We start from the raw sequence: 18,353 nt of genomic DNA, 5'->3' as shown, positions 1-18,353 counted from the left end.
TGCGGTAACTCCACAAAATTTGTCGTTGGCTTTTAAAAATTACGGTATCAATTCATAAATTTTTTAAATTAATTATATATATATAAAACAATGACTTATTAAACATTACCCGATCAATTCGGCCCTGTGGTTTATCCGGTTTTAAAAAATAAACCGGCTAATTAAGATTGTCTTTTCGGTCTTAACCATTTATTCATAATTAATTGTGGATTGTTCAATATTGAAATTAATTGAACTCACAAAGAAAATATAACGTGTTACTGTGCACAAATTGGATCACATTGTCATTGGAATGTAACATCTGTGCGACGTTTTCCTGTCCATCCGGTGGGGGATTTGCCTGCGTGAACATGAGACGCCATAGTTTTTCAGGTTGCGTTCTGTCGATATCTATGGGAGGCAGTTCATGCTAAACATTTTTAAACACGCGCCGAATAAGCCGCGTGTCCCCGAAGCGGAAATCGACCCGCTTTATCGTCGTCTGCGTTGGCAGATTTTCCTAGGGATATTCTTCGGTTACGCCGCCTATTATCTCGTACGTAAAAACTTTGCTTTGGCAATGCCTTCTCTGGTCGAGCAAGGCTTTACCCGTGGTGATTTGGGGTTTGCCTTATCGGCTGTCTCTATCGCTTACGGTTTTTCAAAATTCATTATGGGGGCGGTATCCGACCGTTCTAATCCGCGTGTTTTCCTGCCTGTCGGTTTGATTCTTGCGGCAGTTGTCATGCTGATTATGGGCTTTGTTCCGTGGGCAACATCCAGCATTGCTGTCATGTTCGTGCTGCTGTTCATTTGCGGCTGGTTCCAGGGAATGGGGTGGCCTCCATGCGGGCGCACAATGGTGCACTGGTGGTCACAAAAAGAACGTGGCAGTATCGTTTCTTTGTGGAACTGCGCCCACAATGTCGGTGGTGGTCTGCCTCCGATCCTGTTCATGCTTGGTATGGCATGGTTTAACGATTGGCATGCAGCCTTTTATATGCCGGCTTTTGCCGCCATTCTGGTTGCCATTTTTGCCTTTGCAATGATGCGCGATACACCGCAATCTTGCGGTTTGCCGCCAATTGAAGAATATAAAAACGATTATCCTGAAAACTATTCGGAAAAGAACGAAGTCGAGCTTACGACCAAGCAGATCTTCACCCAATATGTTTTGCCGAACAAGCTGCTCTGGTATATCGCTTTTGCCAATGTTTTTGTTTATCTGCTGCGCTATGGCGTTCTTGATTGGTCACCGACTTACTTGAAAGAAGTCAAGCACTTTGCAGTCGACCAATCGTCATGGGCTTATTTCTTCTATGAATATGCAGGTATCCCCGGCACTCTTCTGTGCGGCTGGATGTCCGATAAGGTATTCAAGGGCAATCGTGGTGCAACCGGCGTTTTCTTCATGACATTGGTGACCATTGCCACTGTTATTTACTGGCTTAACCCGCAAGGCCACCCCAATATCGACATGATCTGCATGATCGTTATCGGCTTTTTGATCTACGGTCCTGTTATGCTGATCGGTCTTCATGCTCTCGAATTGGCACCAAAGAAAGCGGCCGGTACTGCGGCCGGCTTTACCGGTCTTTTCGGTTACCTCGGTGGTTCGGTTGCTGCAAGCGCAATCGTTGGCTACACCGTCGACTATTTCGGCTGGAACGGTGGTTTCCTTCTCATGATCGGTGGTGGTGTCGTAGCTGTCATCCTTCTTGCAATCGAAATGATTGGCGAACGCAAGCAGCATGCTAAAGAGCAGGCACACTGATCGGCGTTAATCCGATAAAGTGGCGTCTGTCACAGAAAGTAAGTGCATTATGAAAACACTATTAGGCATGTTGATGGCCGGACTGGTGCTGATGGGGGCAACCTTCAGCACCACCGCCAACGCCGATGACAAAGTTGTTATTGCACACCGCGGAGCCAGCGGTTACCTGCCCGAACATACGCTGCCGGCAAAAGCAATGGCTTTTGCGCAAGGTGCAGATTATCTTGAGCAGGATCTGGTCATGACAAAGGATGACCAGTTGGTGGTCTTACATGATCATTACCTTGATCGCGTAACAGACGTTGCGGACCGTTTTCCCGACCGCGCCCGTAAGGATGGACGTTATTATGCGATCGATTTCACATTGGCTGAAATCAAATCACTGAAATTCAGCGAAGGTTTCACGGTCGAAAACGGCAAGAAAGTGCAAACTTTTCCGGGCCGTTTTCCGATGGGAAAATCCGATTTTCGGGTTCACACTTTCGAGGAAGAAATCGAATTCATTCAGGGACTTAATCATTCTACCGGAAAAAACATCGGTCTCTATCCCGAAATCAAAGCGCCCTGGTTTCATCATCAGGAAGGCAAGGATATAGCCACGCGCGTTTTGGAAGTTTTAAAAAAATACGGTTATGCCAAAAAATCTGACAAAATTTATCTCCAATGTTTTGATGCCAACGAGTTGAAACGTATTCGCAACGAACTTGAGCCAAAAATGGGCATGGATTTGAAGCTGGTGCAGCTCATCGCCTACACAAAATGGAATGAGACCGAAGAGCAACAGCCCGATGGTAAATGGGTAAACTACAGCTATGACTGGATGTTGGAACCCGGTGCCATGGAGAAAATTGCGCAATATGCCGATGGTATTGGCCCCGATTATCATATGTTGATAGCCGATAGTTCTACCAACGGACATATAATCATAAACGGAATGGTCAAGGAAGCGCATGAGCATCAACTAGAAGTTCATCCTTTCACAGTAAGAGCCGACCAGTTGCCACCTTACGCAAAAGATGTAAACGAGCTTTACGATGCGTTGTATCGGCAAGCCGATGTCGACGGATTGTTCACCGACTTTCCTGATAAAGCGGTAAGCTATCTCCATTCACATCCGTGATGTTTATAAAAGAAAGGATTTCCCGTAAAACTATGGGAAATCCTCACTTAATCAAATATCTTTTTGTTATGATTATCAAAAGATTTGAAACGCCCATCCCATTTGTTCCTGATTTTGAATTCTCTTACACGCGTTTCATCTAGCTCCACTGTTCCGGATAACGGTTGTTGCATAACCGTTGGAGCGTTTGTTAAATCTATCACACTTTTCTTAACACCAATCCTGAAATGGACGGTCGTGCGGGTGCACGCGCTTTTGTCATTTCAAAGCGTTTCATAAACAATAACCTTTTACGCTACAAAAATTTCAATTCGTGATTTCTTACATCGATCAGATAACTTCAGATAAAAGATGCTTTAAAAGCGATATTTCTTTTATTTTTTCTCTATCAAGAATTAAGATAATTTTACTCTTCAAAAAATCAAATATGTTATCGAAAATGCGAACAACGCATGCTGTTTCCATGTGTGAACTCATCATTTTTCTTTGTTAGCGAGCGAAAACGCAATTAGTAACGACCAATCGTTTTCCGCAAAAAGAAAGCTCAAAGAATGGATGGATGAACCCTATGATATTTTGAAATTTTCGGACAGTTAAATAGATTATTTTAAAATATAATCAAAATTGAATTTTTAAAAATAAAAAGCCGAAACAGGACACGGTTAAAATAAATCAGAAATTCCATTTCATTCCGATATATAAAGAACTCGACAAATAATTATTTTTAAAATTTTAATACAAGAACATCGGTAAAAAATGATATTGATTTGAAAGAATGGACTTGGTTGACAGGACCGACGAGACGGGACTGATAAAGCTGAAAATCGGCATCATTTGCAACTTCAGCGTCGATGCACCATGTAGCGGGCGTCTTCGCTATAAGTCAGCAATTTCTGTTTCAATATTTCTGAAACTTCCGCCGGTTTAAATCCGTTCTTTTGCCAAAAAGGTTGTGATCCATGAACAGAAACAAGAGAAAGTGTTTCGAGTTTTTTCCGCTTGGCTACATTGAACAGCAGCTCCACCGCTTTTTTGCCATTTCCCCCGCCTTGCGCTTCAGGCAATAAAGCAAGATCGTGAATGTAGAGCGTATCACATTTTTCCGGAAGTTTATGCAGCAGGCGATCAAGAGCAGGAATGGAATTCACTCTGAACGGATGGGCAAGGCAATAACCATAGATTGCGCTTGTTCCGGAGACTGAACTTTTATCTGAAATGTTTCCGGAGGCAGGATTTCCGTCGGAAAATACAAAGCAGGACGAAGGAGAAAGATTAAACTTTTCTTCGAGCACTGCATCCTCTTCCGGAAAATCCGGATGACAAAGTGAAGCGATCCGGCAGACATCTGCCAGATCGCTTTGTTTCATTGGACGCCAATATTTCACGGTTCGATCAACCGTTAGCGACATCGAATTCCAGAGGTTGAGTGTGTTTGATACCCTTTATCTTGCGCAATTCATCAAGCACTTGATCGGGAATACGTGCATCAAGATAAAGAAGCGCGATTGCGTCACCACCCGGTTCATTACGTCCCAAAGCGAAGTTTGCAATATTCACGCCGGATTTTCCGCAAATCGTACCGATTGTACCGATAATTCCCGGTGTGTCGGTGTTGGTGATATAAAGCATATGCGGGCCGACCTCGGCATCAAGATTGATACCCTTGATCTGGATAAAGCGCGGTTTGCCGTCAACAAAGCAGGTTCCGGCAATGGAACGGGTGCGCTTCGATGTTTTGACCGTCAGTTTGATATAACCGTCAAAAATACCGGATTTATCGCGCTTGACTTCAGAAAGAATAATACCGCGCTCTTTAACGAGAACCGGTGCCGATACCATGTTGACATCGGCAAGTTGTGGGCGAATGAGACCGGCCAATGCGGCACTGATAAGCGCGCGCGTATTCATGGCAGCCGTTGAACCATCAAACAGAATTTCGACTTCCTTGATGTCTTCCTCGGTCGATTGGCCAACAAATGCACCGAGAACTTCGGCAAGTTTGACAAACGGCTTCAAGCGCGGTGCTTCTTCTGCCGTAATCGACGGCATATTGATTGCATTGCTGACAGCACCGTTGATGAGATAATCCGACATCTGTTCGGCAACCTGAATGGCAACGTTTTCCTGCGCCTCGGTTGTCGAGGCACCAAGGTGCGGTGTGCAAACAACATTATCAAGGCTAAAGAGCGGATCATCGGCAGCCGGTGGCTCGACTTCATAAACGTCGACCGCTGCACCTGCAATTTTGCCCGACTTCAAAGCGTCAACGAGGTCTTTTTCGACAACCAGCGCACCGCGTGCACAATTGATAAGTCTTACGCCATTTTTCATCTTGGCAATCGTTTCTGCATTGATGATATGGCGGGTCTTATCGGTAAGCGGTGTATGCAAAGTAATGAAATCGGCGCGCTTCAACAGATCGTCCAATTCGACCTTTTCGACACCAAGTTCTTTGGCTCGGGCATCCGAGAGGAACGGGTCATAAGCAATCACTTTCATTTTCAATCCGACACCGCGGGTTGCGACAATCGAACCGATATTGCCACAGCCGATAATACCAAGAGTTTTGCCGGTGATTTCAACACCCATAAAGCGGCTTTTTTCCCATTTGCCAGCCTTGGTCGATTTATCGGCAGCTGGCAATTCGCGAGCAACAGCAAACATCAATGCAATGGCATGTTCTGCGGTTGTTATCGAATTGCCGAATGGCGTATTCATGACAATAATACCGCGCCGTGAAGCGGCCGGAATATCAACATTGTCAACACCGATACCGGCACGACCGACAACTTTCAGGTTTTTCGCGGCAGCAATTAGTTTTTCCGTTACCTTGGTTGCGGAACGGATTGCCAAACCATCATATTGACCAATAACTTCGAGAAGCTTTTCTTTGTCTTTACCGAGTTCCGGTTTGAAATCGACCTCAACGCCGCGATCTTTGAAAATCTGGACAGCCGTCGGGGATAGTTTATCAGATACAAGTACACGAGGTGCCATTATGGCCTCCAAAAATTTTGTAAAATGGGGGAATGAGCGGCCTTGAAACAAGCCGCTACAAGGGAATCTTAATTTTTAAAGAGCTGCTTTTTCAGCCTTGAAAGCCCAGTCGAGCCATTCCGTCAATGCCTGAAGGTCGCGAGCTTCAATCGTGGCACCTGCCCAGATGCGCAAACCTGACGGTGCATCGCGATAGGCCCCTATGTCATGGGCGACACCGGCTTTTTCCAGACGATTGACAATAGCCTTGGCAAATGCTGCCTGCTTGTCGGCATCGAGTTTAACCACTGCAGGATCAACAATTCTGAAGCAGACGGAAGTATTCGAGCGGGTTGCCGGATCTGTGGCCAAAAATTCGATCCACGAAGTTTTTGCAACGAATTTGTCCAGAACAGCAAAGTTCTCGTCAGCCCGTTTCATGAGTGTTTTCAAGCCACCAATCGACTTTGCCCATTTCAATGCATCAAGGTAATCTTCAACACAAAGCATAGACGGCGTATTGATTGTTGCGCCCTCGAAAATACCTTCATTGAGTTTTCCACCTTTTGTCATGCGGAAAATTTTTGGCAACGGCCATGCCGGCGTGTAGGTTTCAAGACGTTCCACCGCGCGTGGCCCAAGAATAAGCACACCGTGGGCACCCTCGCCACCCAGCACTTTTTGCCAGGAGAATGTTACAACATCGAGTTTCGAGAAATCGAGATTTTGTGCAAATGCTGCGGATGTTGCGTCGCAAATCGTAAGTCCCTTACGATCAGCCGGAATAAAATCGGCATTAGGAACGCGCACACCGGAGGTTGTTCCATTCCATGTAAAAACAACATCACGATCAAAATCGACTTTGGTCAAATCCGGTAATTCACCGTAAGGCGCTTCCAACTTGCGCACATCGGTCAATTTCAATTGTTTGACAACATCTGTAACCCAGCCGGAACCGAAGCTTTCCCATGCGAGCATGTCAACCCCGCGTGCTCCAAGGAGCGACCACAGTGCCATTTCAACAGCACCGGTATCGGATGCGGGAACAATGCCGATACGATAATTTGCAGGAACTTCCAGCACTTCGCGGGTAAGATTGATTGCCTCTGCCAGCTTGGCTTTACCAATTTTTGCACGATGTGAACGGCCAACCGGCGCATCAGCAAGCGCTTCAACCGTCCAACCGGGACGCTTTGCACAGGGACCAGAAGAGAAATTGGGATTGTTCGGGCGCACGCCCGGCTCGTCTAAATTTGTCATATTAATCTACCCTTTCAGATAGCTCGCCTCTCGTTGGGAAGAGGTGGCCCGCTCACGTGGTTATCCGAAAGCTTCTATCAATACAAGTAAAAAAATAGATTATCACAAATTATTTAGCCTAAGTGGGTTTTAGACAAAGTTTTTCAATGTATTGTTGAAGTGTTATTTTTCCTCTCAGCGTTTTATTCAAAGGCGGCCAATTACCTCTTATTGTCTTTAGCGCCATTCGAGTAAAAGACATTGCACTTGTTTTCGAACAATCTCAAAGAAAGATAATATTTTTCAATATCTTCCCTGTTCACTCCTTCGAGCTTTATGGGCTTTCCGAGTGCCGCTTCAAAGGCGGACGCGACATCTTGAACCGTGTAACGTTCCGGCCCTTCAATATAATGAATGCCGGCCTTTCCGCGTTCAACAAGCCCTGTCAAATAATCGGCAATATCGCGGGGAGCGACCATCGGAATGATAGAATGCGAGAGATAAATGATGGTCAGACATCCTTTTTCGGCAATCCCATTAAGTGCAAAATCCCAATTGGACATATAAACGCTGCCCGAACAATAAGCGCTTCCGGATAAATCTCTTTAACCTTCACCTCCAATAAATAAAGGCTTCCTAAATCTCCGATATGGTCACCTTCCTGAGCACTATAAGTCGACTGCACAATGACTTTTTTAAGATTCGTGTTTTCGAGCGCGCGCGTAATCGCTGCGATTGTTCGGCGCTCTTCAACATCGACATCATGAACAGGATTGGCAGGGGGATTAAGGATATGAACACCGCTTGCCTGTTTCAAAACCTTATTTAACGAGCGGTGGTCAGAACTATCGATTTCCGCCAGTTGCGCACCAAGCTTGACAAGGTTTTCAGCACGTTTTCCAGAACGGGTCACCACTGTCACATCCCTCCTCGAAAGAAGCAGATTTTTTGTGAGTTCGGAATCGATATGGCAGGTTCCGCCCATCACGACAAACATGATTCACCTTTCTTTCGAAAGCCGTTAGCCATCAAATGACGATAATCATTCTTGTCGGGAAGAACTAATGAAACTATGATGAGCTTTAAAACGGGACAGGTGCAGGATGAAACAATTGCATTGGATAAAAAGCTTAAGCCTTATGATAATTCCGCTTTTGTTTTTAAGTGGTTGCCAATCGGTTCCCAAGCTCAAATCACCGGATAATGTTTACGAGTTTAACACCCGCCCGACAAATGAAGTTGGCATTCCGGCCGATGTCCTGAGGCGTGCCGCTTTTACGGCAGAACGCCGCGGCTATCGTTATTTTACAATCAATGACACATCCGAAGGTGCCCAGACTTCAAAAATACCAACTTTCGGCATTAATTACGGACGCGATCCTTATGGTTTTTCCGACCCTGGCGCCGACAGTACAGGAGGTGGAATTTCAATGGATTTACCGTTGAATACGCGCCGCATCCATTGGGTTGTCACCATGATGCATACGCCCGAAGCACAAGCGACCAAAGTTTATGATGTAACCGAGGTTATTTCCAAATAGCTGTTTTCAACAAGTTGGTCACTTCAAGTTCAAGATAAAAATTGCGTTTTACAGAAAAACTGCTGTCATATAGCGGTTAGAGAAACCATTAGTTTTTTAAAAACTAGGGGGCGGAAATAATTTGCAAAATTCGTCTTTAAAAAAAGCCGTGATGCAGCGCATGGAAGGCTGCGCTTCGTTCAGCACGGTCTATAAAGATCAACGGTCATCATTGGAAAAGCTTTATCAATCGGGATCATTAAAACTGCGGTTCCCGCTTTATCCGGACAAACATTTCGAGGCTGTGCAAATCAATACAGCCGGCGGCGCAACCGGCGGAGACAAGCTTTTCTGGAAATGCGAGCTCGGCGAAAAAACACAAGCAACAATCACCACCCAAGCCGCGGAAAAAATATACCGCTCGCTTGATGGACAACCCGTTGAAATAGACGTTTCACTCGAATTGAAGACAGGCGCTACGCTTTTCTGGCTGCCTCAGGAAACGATTTTCTTTGATCAAGGCGCACTCCAACGCAACATCACTGTCAAGATGGAAGAAAATGCAAAACTCCTCATGGTTGAAAGTTTTGTTTTCGGTAGGAAATTGATGGGTGAAACGGTCAACAGCGGTTCTCTTGACGATCGTTGGCAAATCCGCCTTGGCAATAAACTTATCCATTTCGAAGCTTTTAAAATCGCTGGCGATATCGTGCAACAATTCGCCCGTCCTGCAATTTTTAACGGCAATCAGGCCATTGCCAGTGTTCTTTACATTGCTGATGATTATCAAAGCAAAGAAGAGGCAGCGAGAGAGATTATCGGGCAATCCGGAGGGGTCTCTGCGTGGAATGGCAAGCTTCTTGCAAGGATTATAGAAAAGGACTCCTATTTTCTGAAGAAAAGGTTGGTTCCTTTGGTAAATCTGCTGACAAAAGGGGCAGGTGTGCCGAAATTTTGGTCAATTTAGGTAAAGGTGAACAATGATACTTACCGAAAGAGAGAAAGACAAATTGTTGATCTCTATGGCTGCAATAGTCGCAAGAAAACGGCTCGAACGGGGTGTCAAACTCAATCATCCGGAAGCGGTTGCCATCATCAGCGATTTTGTTGTCGAAGGCGCTCGCGATGGTCGGACCGTTGCCGATCTCATGGAACAAGGCGCTTATGTATTGCGCCGCGACCAGGTCATGGAAGGCATCCCTGAAATGATTGAAGATATTCAGGTTGAAGCAACATTTCCCGACGGTACAAAACTTGTCACTGTCCACAATCCGATACGTTAAGCCCAACAGTTGGAAAAATAAAACTATAAAGAGGGGAACTCTCATGAAACTCGTGTCAAGATCAACACTTATCTCAGGTTTGATGATTTTTACATCCACACCGGCTTTTGCCCACCTTACAGGTGTTCCACATGACCATAGCTCTTTTACAAGCGGCTTTTTACACCCGTTAACCGGTTTCGATCATATTCTGGTGATGGTTGCAGTTGGCCTATGGGCAGCTCAACTCGGTGGAAAATCGATTGTTGCAGTTCCGGCAAGTTTCGTTCTCTTTATGGCTTTCGGCTTTTTGCTTGCTTTGAATGGTGTCGAACTGCCTTTTGTTGAACCCGTCATTCTTGCCTCGGTCGTTGCAATGGGGCTCTTTGCAGCTATGGCTATTCATCTTCCCGTTATGCCGGCAATGTTGGTTGTTGGTGCCTTTGCAATTTTCCACGGATATGCACATGGCAGCGAACTCGAAAGCGCTAGCGCTTATGCTTACGCCGCCGGATTTTCTCTTGCAACCGCACTTCTTCATGCAACAGGCATCGCAATCGGCTTGGGAGCCGGTAAAATTTTTGGCCGCTTGAACGGCAAAAAAGCCATCCGCATCGGAGGCATCGCTACCCTTCTTGTCGGCGTTTATATGGCGTTTTCTGCGTAAATAATGCTGACAAAAGTAACCGCTCTAACAATCGGAAAGAAACATTATGGTTCCCGGTGAAATCATCACAAAAGAAGGCGACATTGAAATGAATGCCGGCCGTCCTGCAATAAAGCTTAAAGTAGGCAATAGTGGTGACCGCCCTATTCAAGTGGGCTCGCATTATCATTTTTATGAAGCCAATTCTGCCCTTCAATTCGACCGTGAAAAAGCCCGTGGAATGCGCCTTGATATTCCGGCTGGTACCGCTATCCGGTTTGAACCGGGACAAGAAAAAGATGTTTTCCTCATACCATTAGCGGGAAAACGGCGTGTCTTCGGTTTTCGTGCAAAAATTCAGGGGGATCTTTGATGACCCACAAAATTTCACGTGCGGCTTATGCGCAAATGTTCGGGCCTACAACAGGCGACCATATCCGCCTTGCCGATACAGACCTTTTCGTAACTGTCGAAGATGACAAGACAACTTATGGCGAGGAAGTCAAATTCGGTGGCGGTAAAGTTATCCGCGATGGCATGGGGCAAAGCCAGTGTTCACGGGAAAAAGGGGCTATGGATACAGTTATCACCAATGCCCTTATTGTTGATTATACCGGCATCTATAAAGCCGATATCGGTTTGAAAGACGGGATTATCGAAAAAATCGGTAAAGCCGGCAATCCCGATATTCAGCCGAATGTCGACATCATCATTGGCCCTGCAACCGAAATTATTGCAGCGGAGGGAAAAATTGTAACCGCCGGCGGAATTGATTCACATATCCATTTCATATGCCCCCAACAGGTTAACGAAGCGCTCTATTCCGGCGTTACAACAATGTTTGGCGGTGGCACAGGGCCCGCGCACGGGACGCTTGCGACCACCTGCACACCGGGACCTTGGCATTTGGCACGGATGATACAGGCGGTAGACAGTTTACCAATGAATATCGGTCTTGCCGGTAAAGGCAATTCATCCTCACCGGATGCTTTGATCGAAATGGTCAATGCCGGTGCTTCTTCGCTCAAACTTCATGAAGATTGGGGGTCGACTCCGGCGGCAATCGACAATTGCTTGAGCGTTGCCGATGATTATGATGTGCAGGTGATGATCCACACCGATACCTTGAATGAAGCGGGGTTTGTCGAAGATACAATCGCGGCATTCAAAGGCCGGACAATCCACGCCTTTCATACAGAAGGTGCCGGCGGTGGCCATGCTCCCGATATTATCCGTGTTTGCGGGTTTGAAAATGTATTGCCTGCCTCCACCAACCCCACACGCCCCTATACGGAAAACACCATTGCCGAGCACCTCGATATGCTCATGGTTTGTCATCACTTATCGGCAAAAATACCAGAAGATGTTGCTTTTGCCGAAAGCCGTATACGTAAGGAAACAATTGCCGCAGAAGATATCCTGCATGATATTGGTGCCTTTTCTATTATCGCGTCGGATAGTCAGGCAATGGGACGCGTCGGCGAAGTCATTATCCGCACATGGCAAACAGCCGATAAAATGAAAAAACAACGGGGTTATTTGGGGAAAGATAGCGGGTTCAACGATAATGAGCGGGTGAAACGCTATATTGCAAAATACACAATCAATCCTGCCATTGCACAAGGAATCGGTCATGTCACCGGTTCGATCGAGACAGGCAAACGTGCCGATATTGTCATCTGGTCGCCAGTCTTTTTCGGTGTAAAACCGGAGATGGTTTTGCTTGGCGGAATGATCGTTGCGGCACCAATGGGGGACCCCAATGCATCAATTGCAACACCGCAACCGGTTCACTTCCGGCCAATGTTCGGCGCTTTCGGAAAGGCTGTCAAACACACCTCTGTCACCTTTACCAGCATCGCCGCCATTAACAATGGGCTCACTGAAAAGCTCGGGCTTGAAAAGGAACTTGTTGCCGTCAAAAACACCCGCACTATTTCCAAAAAATCCATGAAACTCAATTCTGCAACGCCGCATATCGACGTCGACCCTGAAACCTACGAAGTGCGCGCAGATGGTGAATTATTAACATGCGAACCGGCAAAAATACTTCCGATGGCACAACGCTATTTCCTTTATTGAGGTTTAAATGTCCTATAAAACTTTTCGATCAACAAAATATATACCGGCGTCCAATGCCAAAGGTTTGCCGTCTTCAGGCGCGTTGTCACTTTCCCATGACGAGCGCCATATCCGCCGAAAATTACTTCATTTTGTGAATGGCGATATGATAATGGTGGATCTGAAAGAACCCGTCCATCTCTTGGAAGGGGATGTTCTTGAAGCAGAAAACGGCGAATATTTTCTCATCCATGCAGCCAACGAACCGCTTTATTCTGTAACGGCGAACACACCGCTGGAGCTTACACAACTTGCCTGGCATTTGGGCAATCGTCATCAAGCAGTCGAAATTAAAGAAAATACGATTCTTCTATCTCGCGATCCGGTTATTCGCGCTATGCTTGAAGGTTTAGGAGCAACTATAAAAGAGATCGAAGCTCCTTTTCAACCTCTCCACGGAGCTTATCACGACCATGCGGGGCACCATCATTAATGTTGCAGGGTGATGCCTCTTTACTGCGTTTGATGACGCTTTTTTCACCCGTCTTTCCGGTCGGAGGCTTTGCCTATAGCCATGGTCTCGAACAGGCAGTCCATGAAAATTTTATTCAAAATGCCGACGATTTGTTTAATTGGCTTGATGCTCTTGCCAATCACGGATCACTCCATAATGACGTGGTTTTGATCGCCGAAGCTTGGAGATCAAGCAATCAAGGACAAAACATTGTTGACTTAGTTGAAATCGCCAATGCCAACGCTGCCTCGAAAGAGCGCTTTCTGGAAATTGATTTACAAGGCCGTGCTTTTTGTAGGGCAGTTGCCCAAACCAGTTTTTCAAAAGAAATTTATAAAGCTCTTCCCTATCCGGTTGCTGTGGGTATTCTCGGGCACCAATTGGAAATTTCATTGTCATCTGTCCTGACAGCCTATCTCCACACATTCCTGTCAAATCTGGTGCAGGCAGCAATCAGACTTGTTCCGCTTGGTCAAAGCGACGGGGTCAAAATAATGGCAAAGCTCGAAAATACAATTCTTGCTATCACCGGTAACAGCGATAAGCTTACACTTGATGATCTCGGTTCAAGCTGTTTCATATCCGACATCATGGCAATGCGCCACGAAACACTCTATTCAAGGATTTTCCGCTCATGACATCTTCATATTCACCAAACGGCCCATTACGTATCGGCATAGGTGGCCCCGTCGGGTCCGGAAAAACAACTTTGACGGAAATGCTTTGCAAGGCCTTGCGCGATCGTTACTCGGTCGCCGTTGTTACCAACGACATTTATACAAAAGAAGATGCCCTGTTTCTCAATCGCGTTCAGGCACTGCCGGAAGACCGCATCATCGGCGTGGAAACAGGCGGTTGCCCTCACACTGCTATTCGCGAGGATGCAACGATCAATCTGCAAGCAATTGACGAGCTGGTTAAACGTCATCCTGACCTTGATATGGTATTTATCGAATCGGGCGGAGACAATCTCGCAGCAACATTTTCTCCCGACCTTGCCGATTTGACACTTTATGTCATTTCGGTCGCAGAAGGCGAAAAAATTCCGCGTAAAGGCGGTCCGGCGATTACCCGCTCCGACTTGCTTATCATTAACAAGAAAGATCTAGCCCCATATGTTTACGCCGATCTTGATATCATGAAACATGACGCCGAAATCCAGCGCGGCGAAAAGCCTTTTGTATTCACCGATATGTTGCGCCGCGAAGGGCTTCAGGACATTATTCGATTTATCGAACAGGCGGGCGGCTTCAACCGGTAAATAAGCAAACGCCCACATGAAAAACGTTTTTCACGTCTTAAAAAATTTTACTCTCACATGAACAAAGCTGATGGCGTCAAAGAGCTTCTGCAAAGATAAAAAGATATTTGCCAGAATTTCTCTATAAAGTTTCACTGAGAAATATGTTCGGGAAAATTAATTGGTACGCCTAAGGGGACTTGAACCCCTGTTTCCGCCGTGAGAGGGCGGCGTCCTAACCGCTAGACGATAGGCGCACGGTGTAGAGCCGCTAATAAGCCTTGTTTACTCAAAGAGCAATGCCAAATCCCCAAAAAAATGAACTTAACAGGGCAAATTTTGAATATTTTTGTTTTGAAGGCTAGACACTCAAAATTTTAATGTTATAAACCCAACCGCTCCGGTTAAAAAACCGGACGTGCCCAGATAGCTCAGTTGGTAGAGCAGCGGACTGAAAATCCGCGTGTCCGTGGTTCAATTCCGCGTCTGGGCACCATCTCAACTTTTCACCTTTTTATCATAATGTTTTTATTAATTATTCTCTTGAGTAAGAGAATAGAAAAGCGTTCCAATCGTTCTGACGCTTTTGAATTGTCTCATCGGCTAATTATCGCTGATCATCTGTTTTTTATATAAAAAGATACGCTTTTTTCAGCTTCACAAACCAAATCGATTTCAATTGCACTATTGTGGCTCCGGAATTTTTATATGAAACGCATTCATCCTCGCACCTTTAATGGGAATCTTTTTCCCTCTCTTTATTTGCAAGCCTCACGTTTTGTCCAATATTTTGATCTGAAATATTCGATAATCTGTTCTCTTGATTTCGATTGCCACAATATTCCATCTTATTGAGCCGTAAGCCTTTTTTAAAAATAACAATAAAATGTTTTTGGTGACCTCTAAATGCCGAACACTCGTTGCTCCCACATTTTCTGTCAGCCATTGGCTCGAACGCAGCTTATAAAACGAAATGAGTTATCGAATGTCAATCTAACGAACAGACACAGCCAATTTGTTAAGTTAGGAATTTTCCGTGTCTCACCAACAAGCCTACTTTTGCGAGACGAAAGCGGCTAAATTTTCTTTGGGCGAGAGATTTGAGCCATGCAATGGACCGACAATATGCCATTGAAAACGTTTGTTTTCCATAATTCTGCTCTCAATTCAGCCAATCTCCTAAGTAAGCTCAAGATTTATTTTTAAGCACCAATTACGCCTGAAGGGTTTAAAAACGTGAGGAATAAGTTTCCTTATTTTTACCGTAAAATCCGACTTAATGAGTGAGAGAATAACTTTGGTCTATGAGATCGTAGATTTCTTTTATAGATACTGTTTCATCAAGAACAATAGTGATCCAACTATCCTTGTTCATGTGATAAGCCGGCAATAAACTACTTTTCAAAATCACTGTTCTTCTGCTTAAGCATGTAGCCTGCAATCTTCTAACAGATTGCAGCTTAAAAACCGTGCCATCTTTTGTCAGGAACCCCACGTTATATAAAGCAGCGATAGGCCGATCAATGCACATAGTGGAGACCAGTAGCGCGTGTCATAGTAAGCAAATGTGCTATCTTTTATTTTCTTGGTAAAACCGACAAGCCGAAAATCGCCAATTGCCCTGACAATAAAAACGGCTGCAAGCAAAGTCCCACCTATTTTTAATATATAAGTTGGCAGCAAGCCGATAATCCCTGCTCCCAATTCCATTACGAACAATGTAACAAGCAACAGTGCCGAGGCAACTAGAAAAGTACCTAATTTGCTTGCATGGAAAGCCGGGACACCCTCAATATAGGGAATTACTTTTGATGATGGTTCAGCATCGGGTTTCAATACCCAATAGTAATGTGTCAAGGCAATCAAAAAAAGCACAATGACAGTGCTTAAATGGACAATGGTATAGAACATCGCGGTGGTCCAACCTTTCAAGGAATTTATTTTTGGAAGAGTAATTTGAGATAAGTAGCAAAAGGATTTGGCCGGTTAGGCTCCTTTCGCAAAAGGCGGTTCACAGCTTCATTATGGCCTAATGCCATCGAGCCTTCAACCAGAATTCTGCAATCAAAAGGTGGCTCCTAATCCTTCATTTTGTACAATTGCTCAACAAGACTGCCATAAAAAACTTTTTGTTCATCCATCAGCTTACTTTGGCGAGACGAGAGCGGGTTTCCAAGCAGGAGATTTGAAGCATATAATGAATTGAAAAGATTTCAATGGAAAGGGTTGGTCTCTATTGTTCTCAATTCAGACAGTTTTTGAGGTGGGCTCAAAGTATATTTTTAAGCACCAATTACGGCCGAAGGGTTTAAAAAGCTCAGGAATAATTTCCCTATTTTTACCGTAAAATCCGACTTAATGAGTGAGAGAATAACTTTGGTCTATGAGATCGCAAATTTCTTTCATAGGTACGGTTCCATCAAGAACAATACTGATCCAACTATCCTTGTTCATGTGATAAGCGGGCAAATAGCCGGCTGACTGACGTAAATTACCTATCATGACTGATGGGCATTTCACGTTGATAACATCCACTTCATCGTTTCCCGTCAGACCCAAGCGGTATTTTGGAACATTCATTATGAGAGCATACCATTTTTTATTATCTCTATGGCGTAAGACCACGTAATCAGGATATTTTCTCCACGGATGTTCTTCTTTCGTATCGTATTTTGATTTCACATACTCGATAAGTTGTTCTCTCAATTTCCAATACTCCGGTTTTCGATATCATTTCGTCGTAGCCTATTTTAAAGGAACCACCTGCTAATATCTCGATTGTTCTACTCTTAGGAACGGGCCTTCTTTTTCATCTATTTTTTCCAATTAGCGGCCTCAATAATTTCAAACGTAAAATGATCCAACATATCCCTACGGACAACCTTCGATTATGGAAATTACCCAAAGATTCACCGCGTATTACCGCATGTTCGCTGATTGTTAACTCGGGCAAATTCACTTGGATTCACTTCGCGTCCAATGGTCAGCAGATAGTTTAACTCAGGCATCTAGCAAAACATAGTTCTATGAGAGGCTTTAACAGATAACAATTTCCCTAGAAATTCCGTTGAGTAAGTCTAGAAACTCTCTTCATTTCCTATGGCGAGCGGTTATTGTCGCATATTAATATCGGATAGTGTTAGAGACAATATTTCCCGATCATTAAACCATGCCGGCAACGATTGACGAGAAAGAAGCTGCTATTGCAACCGCTAGCAATTTTTACTGTCTCTGAGACGCTCAGGGAACGCGTTAAACGGAGCCGGCGGGCAATGAGCCGCTATCTATTCCAATTTGGTGACACTTAAAACCGTTCTGTTTACCGCCAAGTGTCAAATCAATTTTAGCGGTTGGCAAAGAGACCAATGACTCACTAGAGAGCTCTCATTTAAACCAGAGATGACCAGTTTAAACGCCGTTAGCGATGACGTGCTTTTCCAGACCACGATTTATCGAGCAACAACGGGTGACTTGGTGTCATTTGCCCCCAACGATCCGCGGCCATTTTGAAGGAGGCAATTTAATTACCTCATGGTCATGTGAGGTGTTTCAGCAGGATTTTTTTGACGTGCGTTTCGATAGAAAGTGACGAAGCTTTTTTCCCGAAGTTAGATTTCGGTTTTGACATACTGATATTTGGGCGATAGCATCAAGTCGGCCGTTATTTCTGCTCTACATTACACAAACGCCAAACAACGAACATTTGGATGCTATCAGAGCGACAAACTGATTGCTGATTCAATAAGAGCAGCAGATCAAATGTCTCCATCTTTTTAACAAAGCTTTTAACCGTTATCAGTGTTTTTTTGGTGCTAAAGTTTCAAGATGGTAATATCGATACCATTGAACTTATCATTTAATCATAACCAACAAAAACACCCCTGCCGGTTATAGAAAGCGGATATCAATAGGTAAGTAAAAAGATAGGAAGATAAGGATTGGTTGCGGGGGCAGGATTTGAACCTGCGGCCTTCAGGTTATGAGCCTGACGAGCTACCGGGCTGCTCCACCCCGCGCCAAGG

General features: G+C 44.9%; 18 protein-coding genes and 3 tRNA genes. 12 read left to right on the top strand and 9 right to left on the bottom strand.

The genetic code is table 11. The annotated features are described in order from the left end of the window. Positions 1 to 406: 406 nt before the first annotated feature. Both glpT and glpQ read left to right on the top strand, forming a co-directional pair. Positions 407 to 1,753: a glycerol-3-phosphate transporter gene (gene glpT, locus H3V12_RS10220; protein ID WP_075869248.1), complete on the top strand. Its 1,347-nt coding sequence runs from the start codon at positions 407 to 409 to the stop codon at positions 1,751 to 1,753. Positions 1,754 to 1,802: 49 nt separating this feature from the next. Then, positions 1,803 to 2,873 carry a glycerophosphodiester phosphodiesterase gene (gene glpQ, locus H3V12_RS10215; protein ID WP_198214580.1) on the top strand — a complete coding sequence of 357 codons (1,071 nt, stop codon included), beginning with the start codon at positions 1,803 to 1,805 and terminating at the stop codon, positions 2,871 to 2,873. Positions 2,874 to 3,715: 842 nt separating this feature from the next. Here glpQ and H3V12_RS10210 read toward each other — a convergent pair. The 5 genes from H3V12_RS10210 to H3V12_RS10190 form a co-directional block, all read right to left on the bottom strand. Further along, a complete protein-coding gene (locus H3V12_RS10210) occupies positions 3,716 to 4,240 on the bottom strand; it encodes a GNAT family N-acetyltransferase (protein WP_246787556.1) in 525 nt (174 codons plus the stop codon). Between the two features lie 25 nt (positions 4,241 to 4,265). Continuing rightward, entirely contained in the window at positions 4,266 to 5,870 is a 1,605-nt protein-coding gene (gene serA / locus H3V12_RS10205) for a phosphoglycerate dehydrogenase (protein WP_198214578.1), read from the bottom strand. A gap of 75 nt (positions 5,871 to 5,945) precedes the next feature. After that, positions 5,946 to 7,109, bottom strand: a complete 1,164-nt coding sequence (locus H3V12_RS10200; protein ID WP_198214577.1) for a phosphoserine transaminase — start codon at positions 7,107 to 7,109, stop codon at positions 5,946 to 5,948. Between the two features lie 200 nt (positions 7,110 to 7,309). Then, complete coding sequence (locus H3V12_RS10195) at positions 7,310 to 7,651, bottom strand: hypothetical protein (protein ID WP_198214576.1); 342 nt, start codon at positions 7,649 to 7,651, stop codon at positions 7,310 to 7,312. Beyond that, positions 7,600 to 8,085, bottom strand: coding sequence for an NAD(P)H-binding protein (locus tag H3V12_RS10190; protein ID WP_198214575.1), 486 nt, complete (start codon positions 8,083 to 8,085; stop codon positions 7,600 to 7,602). Before H3V12_RS10190 ends, H3V12_RS10195 begins: the two co-directional genes overlap by 52 nt. 106 nt (positions 8,086 to 8,191) lie before the next feature. On the opposite strand from H3V12_RS10190, the gene H3V12_RS10185 reads away from it, so the two are divergent. The 9 genes from H3V12_RS10185 (at position 8,192) to ureG (ending at position 14,352) form a co-directional block, all read left to right on the top strand. Beyond that, positions 8,192 to 8,629 carry a hypothetical protein gene (locus H3V12_RS10185; RefSeq protein WP_198214574.1) on the top strand — a complete coding sequence of 146 codons (438 nt, stop codon included), beginning with the start codon at positions 8,192 to 8,194 and terminating at the stop codon, positions 8,627 to 8,629. A gap of 121 nt (positions 8,630 to 8,750) precedes the next feature. Further along, on the top strand, positions 8,751 to 9,575 hold the full coding sequence (locus H3V12_RS10180; RefSeq protein WP_198214573.1) for an urease accessory protein UreD: 825 nt from the start codon (positions 8,751 to 8,753) through the stop codon (positions 9,573 to 9,575). Positions 9,576 to 9,588: 13 nt separating this feature from the next. Beyond that, positions 9,589 to 9,891 (top strand): urease subunit gamma, encoded by a 303-nt coding sequence (locus H3V12_RS10175; protein WP_198214572.1) that lies wholly within the window; start codon positions 9,589 to 9,591, stop codon positions 9,889 to 9,891. 43 nt (positions 9,892 to 9,934) lie between these two features. Next, positions 9,935 to 10,537 (top strand): HupE/UreJ family protein, encoded by a 603-nt coding sequence (locus H3V12_RS10170; protein ID WP_210326827.1) that lies wholly within the window; start codon positions 9,935 to 9,937, stop codon positions 10,535 to 10,537. Between the two features lie 46 nt (positions 10,538 to 10,583). Next, entirely contained in the window at positions 10,584 to 10,889 is a 306-nt protein-coding gene (locus H3V12_RS10165; RefSeq protein ID WP_198214571.1) for an urease subunit beta, read from the top strand. Further along, positions 10,889 to 12,598 carry an urease subunit alpha gene (gene ureC, locus H3V12_RS10160; RefSeq protein ID WP_198214570.1) on the top strand — a complete coding sequence of 570 codons (1,710 nt, stop codon included), beginning with the start codon at positions 10,889 to 10,891 and terminating at the stop codon, positions 12,596 to 12,598. The genes H3V12_RS10165 and ureC overlap by 1 nt, the downstream gene beginning before the upstream one ends. Positions 12,599 to 12,605: 7 nt before the next feature. Continuing rightward, the gene (locus tag H3V12_RS10155) at positions 12,606 to 13,070 is read left to right on the top strand and encodes an urease accessory protein UreE (RefSeq protein ID WP_198214569.1); all 465 of its coding nucleotides are present in this window, start codon (positions 12,606 to 12,608) and stop codon (positions 13,068 to 13,070) included. Continuing rightward, entirely contained in the window at positions 13,070 to 13,729 is a 660-nt protein-coding gene (locus H3V12_RS10150) for an urease accessory protein UreF (protein WP_198214568.1), read from the top strand. Before H3V12_RS10155 ends, H3V12_RS10150 begins: the two co-directional genes overlap by 1 nt. After that, on the top strand, positions 13,726 to 14,352 hold the full coding sequence (ureG, locus tag H3V12_RS10145) for an urease accessory protein UreG (RefSeq protein WP_198214567.1): 627 nt from the start codon (positions 13,726 to 13,728) through the stop codon (positions 14,350 to 14,352). Before H3V12_RS10150 ends, ureG begins: the two co-directional genes overlap by 4 nt. Before the next feature lie 161 nt (positions 14,353 to 14,513). Here ureG and H3V12_RS10140 read toward each other — a convergent pair. Beyond that, positions 14,514 to 14,588 (bottom strand) — tRNA-Glu (locus tag H3V12_RS10140). Positions 14,589 to 14,751: 163 nt separating this feature from the next. On the opposite strand from H3V12_RS10140, the gene H3V12_RS10135 reads away from it, so the two are divergent. Next, positions 14,752 to 14,827 (top strand) — tRNA-Phe (locus H3V12_RS10135). Between the two features lie 986 nt (positions 14,828 to 15,813). On the opposite strand, the gene H3V12_RS10130 is transcribed toward H3V12_RS10135, so the two are convergent. From H3V12_RS10130 to H3V12_RS10120, 3 genes are all read right to left on the bottom strand, one after another. Then, the gene (locus tag H3V12_RS10130; protein ID WP_075915077.1) at positions 15,814 to 16,242 is read right to left on the bottom strand and encodes a DUF3995 domain-containing protein; all 429 of its coding nucleotides are present in this window, start codon (positions 16,240 to 16,242) and stop codon (positions 15,814 to 15,816) included. 444 nt (positions 16,243 to 16,686) lie between these two features. Continuing rightward, complete coding sequence (locus H3V12_RS10125; RefSeq protein WP_198214566.1) at positions 16,687 to 17,037, bottom strand: MmcQ/YjbR family DNA-binding protein; 351 nt, start codon at positions 17,035 to 17,037, stop codon at positions 16,687 to 16,689. Between the two features lie 1,233 nt (positions 17,038 to 18,270). Then, a tRNA-Met gene (locus H3V12_RS10120) sits at positions 18,271 to 18,347 on the bottom strand. Positions 18,348 to 18,353: the final 6 nt, after the last annotated feature.

The organism is Bartonella sp. W8167 (assembly GCF_016100335.1).
GTDB lineage: Bacteria > Pseudomonadota > Alphaproteobacteria > Rhizobiales > Rhizobiaceae > Bartonella > Bartonella apis.
Note: the sequence above shows the minus strand (reverse complement) of the source record. Positions and strands in the feature narration are given on the sequence as shown.